Source organism: Oscillibacter sp. KLE 1728 (assembly GCF_934833455.1).
In the GTDB taxonomy this organism is placed as follows: Bacteria; Bacillota; Clostridia; order Oscillospirales; family Oscillospiraceae; genus Oscillibacter; species Oscillibacter welbionis.
Genome location: NZ_CAKVVF010000115.1, coordinates 1 through 5,272, shown reverse-complemented (window position 1 = coordinate 5,272; position 5,272 = coordinate 1). Strand labels below are relative to the sequence as shown.

Below are 5,272 nucleotides of genomic sequence, written 5' to 3'. Positions count from 1 at the left end.
CCGAACTTGCCCGCCTGGGCCACGATCTCCGCTTCCTTCTCATGGTTCTTGGCGTTCAGCAGGTTGTGCTGGATGCCCTCCCGGGCCAGCAGGCCGCTGAGCAGCTCGTTCTTCTCAATGGACACGGTACCCACCAGCACGGGCTGGCCCTTGGCGTGGCAGTCCTTGATCTGCTGGATGACCGCCCGGTACTTGCCTGCCTCGGTCTTGTACACCACGTCGTGGTGGTCGTGGCGCTGGTTGGGCCGGTTGGTGGGGATCTCCACAATGTCCAGCTCGTAGATGGTGCCGAACTCCTCCTGCTCCGTCATGGCGGTGCCGGTCATGCCGGACAGCTTGTCGTACAGGCGGAAGTAGTTCTGGAAGGTGATGGTGGCCAAGGTCTTGTTCTCGCTGGCCACGGTGACGTGCTCCTTGGCCTCGATGGCCTGGTGCAGGCCGTTGGAGTAGCGCCGGCCGAACATCAGACGGCCGGTGAACTCGTCCACGATGATAACCTCGCCGTCCTTCACCACATAGTCGATGTCCCGCTTCATCACGCCGTGGGCCTTGATGGCCTGGTTGATGTGGTGGGAGAGGGTAGCGTTCTCCGGGTCGGACAGATTCTCCACGTGGAAGAACTCCTCCGCCTTGGCGATGCCCCGGGCGGTGAGCATGGCGGTCTTGGCCTTCTCATCCACGATGTAGTCCGCGTCCGCCTCGGCGGGATCCTCTTCCTCCTTGTTGTCCACCTGGACGACCGCCTGCTTCTTCAGGCGGGAGACGAACATCTCTGCCATGTCATAGAGCTGGGTGGACTTCTCCCCCTGGCCGGAGATGATGAGGGGTGTCCGGGCCTCGTCGATCAGGATGGAGTCCACCTCGTCCACGATGGCGAAGGCATGCCCCCGCTGCACCAGCTCCGTGGAGTAGATGCACATGTTGTCCCGCAGATAGTCGAAGCCCATCTCGTTGTTGGTGCCATAGGTGATGTCCGCGGCGTAAGCGGCCTGCCGCTCCTTGGTGGTCAGGCCGTGGACGATCAGGCCCACCTTCAGGCCCAGGAAGCGGTGGACCTTACCCATCCACTCACTGTCGCGCTTGGCCAGGTAGTCGTTCACCGTGACGATGTGGACGCCCCGGCCGGTCAGGGCGTTCAGATAGGCGGGCAGAGTGGCTACCAGGGTCTTGCCCTCGCCGGTCTTCATCTCGGCGATCCGGCCCTGGTGCAGCACGATGCCGCCCACCAGCTGCACCCGGTAGGGCCGCATGCCCAGCACCCGGTCCGCGGCCTCCCGCACGGTGGCAAAAGCCTCCGGCAGGATATCGTCCAGGGTCTCGCCATTCTGCAGGCGCTCCTTGAACTCTGTGGTCTTGGCCCGCAGGGCCTCGTCGCTCATGGCCTTGTATTCGTCGGCCATGGACTCGATCTTGTCCACGATGGGGTAGATGGATTTCAGCTCCCGGGAGCTGTAATCACCGAAAATCTTTTTCATCAGACCCATGATTGTGATACTTCCTTTCCGGGCCGGTCCCTCCGGCCCGCCGGAATGGCGGAGCGATGGAGAAAGGCCCGTTGATCCATATTATTTATAAAAGGTGGGGCAGTCCCCACGAAAAAGCAGAAATAGCATACCACAATCGCAGGTGGAATGCAAAGAAAAAACAACTTTTGTAAAAAAAGTTCATAAATAGCGGCCCATGTCCGGCAGAAGCCATGATTTTTCGACAGGACGCAGCGGGGAAATCAGCGAAAAGAAACAAACGCTTCCCAACCGGGCAATCGATTGCCCAGTCATAGGAGCTCCGGATCCAGCTCCTCGTCCAGCAGCATCCGGATGCGGCTGAGGACCGTGCCCTCGCCGGTGGAGGCGTCGTAGTCCACGCTTACCAGCCGGGCGCCCGGCAGCTTGCGCTGGAGGGCGGCGTACTGCCCCTTGCCGAAGATGTGGCCCGGCAGGCAGGCGAAGGGCTGGACGCAGAGAATTTTTCGGTATCCCAGCCGGGCCCAGCCCACGGCCTCGGCAGCGATCAGCCACCCATCCGCCACCGTCACCCGCAGGGGAGCATACCCCTCCGCCTGCCGCTTCAGCTCCGGCAGCGGCGGCAGGGCATGATAGCCCGCCTGATTCAAAATCGACAGCATATCCCGCTGGATCTCCGCCAGGTACGACGCCAGCAGCCGATACACCCGCCGGGCAGGGGCGGAGCCTTTCAGGGCGTGGCCGTCCATGTAGTACAGGGCGTACCAGGTGATGCCGCCCACGCCGATCTCGCAGTGCTCCGCCGCCAGATACCGCTCCAAATTCCAGTTGCCCAGGTGGCAGTATTTCGTGTAGATCTCCCCCACGATAGCCACCTTCTGGACTTCACGGGGCACCCGCTCCACCGCCCGGAATTCGGCCGCCATCTCCCGGCAGCGGCGCAGGATCTCCCGGCGGGTGAGTCCTCGATTCCCCGCCAGATCCTGTCCCAGGTCCTCCGTCCAGCGGCGCCAGAGTGCCTCCGCCGTGCCGGGGACTGCCTCGTATGGCCGGGTCTGGTTCCGCAGCAGGGCCAGCGTGTCCCCCCACACGGCAGCGGCCAGACAGCGGCGGACCATGGCGGCGGTGATGGGCAGACCGGTGCCCCGGTCGATGCCCCGGACATTGAGACTCAGGGTCTCCACCCGGCCGTAGCCCAGCCGGTCCAGCACCCGCCGCAGCAGGCGGATGCCGCAGGAGCCCCGGCACTCGTCCCCCGCCTGGCCGAACAGCACCCCGCACCGGGCCGGGTCGTACCGCCCGGACCGCAGGGCGGACAGCACCTGCCCCGCCACCAGGAACACCGGATAGCACAGCTCATTGTGGAAATATTTCAGCCCCAGCTCCGCCAGATGGGGATCGTCCTCCGTCAGCAGCACCGGCTCCCATTCCTCCGACGTAAAGGCGTACTGCAGCAGGGGGAACCAATCGTCCAGCAGGGAGGGGATCAGCAGCGTCTTCCGCTCTGCCATCCCGGCCACCTCCTTTTATCCCAGCATACCGGTCCGCGCGGGGGAAAGCAAGGCAAAAGTGGTTACAAAATCCGCCGGAATCCCCGCCGCCCCTTGCCCCGCCCGCTCCTTTGTGTTAAACTGACAAAAAAGCCCCACCCGCCGCCGCGGCGGGGAGGAGCAAAAAAGGAGGTTCCCCCATGAAGCTCAGCTTTTACGGCGCCGACCAGTGCGTCACCGGCAGCTGCCACTGTCTGGAGGTCAACGGCAGGCGCATCCTGGTGGACTGCGGATTGCAGCAGGGGCGGGACGAGGTGTCCAACGACGCTTTTCCCTTTGCCGCGAACGACATCGACTTCGTCCTGGTGACCCACGCCCACATCGACCACACCGGCCGGATCCCCATGCTGGTGAAGCAGGGCTTCCAGGGCCGGATCGTCGCCACCCGGCTGACGGCGGATCTCATGGACATCATGCTCCAGGACTCCGCCCACATCCAGGAGTCCGACGCGGAGTGGAAGAACCGCAAGGCGGAGCGGTCCGGCGCCCCCCGGGTGGAGCCCCTTTACACCATCGAGGACGCCCAGCGGGTGAGCCAGTACATGACCACCTGCGAGTACAACCAGCCCCTGGACCTGTGCGAGGGCGTCCGGGTGGAGTTCGTGGACGCGGGCCATCTGCTGGGCTCCGCCTCCATCCTCGTCACCGCCACGGAGGGCGGCATCACCAAACAGATCGTCTTTTCCGGCGACATCGGCAATGTGGACCAGCCCATCATCCGGGACCCCACCTACCTCACCGGCGCGGACTACGTGGTGATGGAGTCCACCTACGGCGACCGCAACCACACGGAGGTGTGGAGCTACACCGACGATCTGGCGAAGATCATCGACGAGACCATCGCCAAGGGCGGCAACGTGGTGATCCCCTCCTTCGCCGTGGGCCGCACCCAGGAGCTGCTGTACTTCATCCGGGAGATCAAGGACAAGGGGATGGTGAAGAGCGACCCGGACTTCCCCGTGTACATCGACTCCCCCCTGGCCAAGAAGGCCACCACCATCTTCACCGGCGACCTGCGGGGCTATCTGGATGAGGCGGCGCTGGAGCTGGTGCAGGACGGCACCCACATGTTCAACTTCACCAACCTGCGCATGACGGAGACCAGCGAGGAGTCCAAGATGCTGAACATGGACCCCACCCCCAAGGTCATCATCTCCGCCTCCGGCATGTGCGACGCGGGCCGCATCCGCCACCACCTGAAGCACAACCTCTGGCGGCCGGAGTGCACCGTGGTGTTCGTGGGCTACCAGGGGGAGGGCACCCTGGGCCGCGCCCTGCTGGAGGGTGTGAAGAGCGTGAAGCTCTTCGGCGAGGAGATCGCCGTCCATGCGCAGATCGTGAACTTCCAGGGTCTCTCCTCCCACGCGGACCGGAACCACCTGCTCTCCTGGATCCAGGCCATCCAGGCCCCCAAGCCCCAGCACGTGTTCGTGGTCCACGGGGACCGGGAGGTGGCGCCCTTCTTCGCCAAGACCATCCAGGGCCTGGGCTTCACCGCCCACGCGCCCCAGTACACGGAGGTGTACGACCTGATCGCCGACAAGGTGACCGAGCCCGGCTACCTGCCTGAGCGGAAGGCCAGGACCACCGGCGGTATGCGGGCCAGCGCGGCCTACGAGCGGCTGGTGGCCGTGGGCAACATGCTTATGGAGAGCATCAAGCGCAGCCGCGGGCGGGACAACAAGTCCCTGGCCCGGTTCGCGGACCAGCTGCGGCAGCTGCTGGAGAAGTGGGAGAGCTAAGGCAGCTCCCTTGCCAGAGAGAAGGCGGCCTGGAACGCGGCCTCCAGCTCCATGCGTGGAGCTGCGCCGCCGCATCCTCGTATTTTTCGACGGTGTTCCAGCTGTCGTCCGGAAGCAGGTCCCGGAGCCGCAGGGACAGGCGGGCGGTCAGGCGGGAGACTTCCCGGTACTCCGGGGAGGGGAGATAGGAGGGGAGAAGCTCCTCCTTGGCGTATTCGTAGAGAACTTGCATCAGGTCTGTCATAATCAAAAGACGCCCCCTAAACACGCGAATTGCACGTATTCATAATATACGTGCAAAACGCGTGTGTCAAGAGGCTCGGGAGAGATTTTATGATAAAATTTGCGGAGAGACTGCGTGAATTGCGGAAAGAACGTCATGTCACACAAAAGGACATGGGGGAAATTCTGGGTATCCAGTTGCGTTCCTACCAATGCTATGAGAGCGGCGACCGCCGCCCGGACTATGAGAAATTGGTGGCCCTGGCGGATTACTTCGACGTGACCACAGATTATC

The 5,272-nt window shown here is 63.7% G+C and carries 4 protein-coding genes; 2 read left to right on the top strand and 2 right to left on the bottom strand.

Features of this window, described 5'->3' with window-relative positions:
• Both QVE23_RS10325 and QVE23_RS10320 read right to left on the bottom strand, forming a co-directional pair.
• On the bottom strand, nucleotides 1-1,484 hold a 1,484-nt coding region (locus QVE23_RS10325), incomplete at its 3' end, for a preprotein translocase subunit SecA (RefSeq protein WP_502919094.1).
• A gap of 290 nt (nucleotides 1,485-1,774) precedes the next feature.
• Nucleotides 1,775-2,974 carry a hypothetical protein gene (locus QVE23_RS10320; protein ID WP_021750759.1) on the bottom strand — a complete coding sequence of 400 codons (1,200 nt, stop codon included), beginning with the start codon at nucleotides 2,972-2,974 and terminating at the stop codon, nucleotides 1,775-1,777.
• Between the two features lie 179 nt (nucleotides 2,975-3,153).
• Between QVE23_RS10320 and QVE23_RS10315 the strand changes: the two genes are divergently transcribed.
• A complete protein-coding gene (locus QVE23_RS10315; protein WP_025545630.1) occupies nucleotides 3,154-4,755 on the top strand; it encodes an MBL fold metallo-hydrolase RNA specificity domain-containing protein in 1,602 nt (533 codons plus the stop codon).
• A gap of 333 nt (nucleotides 4,756-5,088) precedes the next feature.
• The coding region (locus QVE23_RS10310) for a helix-turn-helix domain-containing protein (protein WP_287968159.1) at nucleotides 5,089-5,272 on the top strand (184 nt) is incomplete at its 3' end.

Bases quoted from the DNA above. Each gene is read 5' to 3' on its own strand.
- QVE23_RS10320 (WP_021750759.1), bottom strand. From the start codon at position 2,974: ATGGCAGAGCGGAAGACGCTGCTGATCCCCTCCCTGCTGGACGATTGG.
- QVE23_RS10315 (WP_025545630.1), top strand. From the start codon at position 3,154: ATGAAGCTCAGCTTTTACGGCGCCGACCAGTGCGTCACCGGCAGCTGC.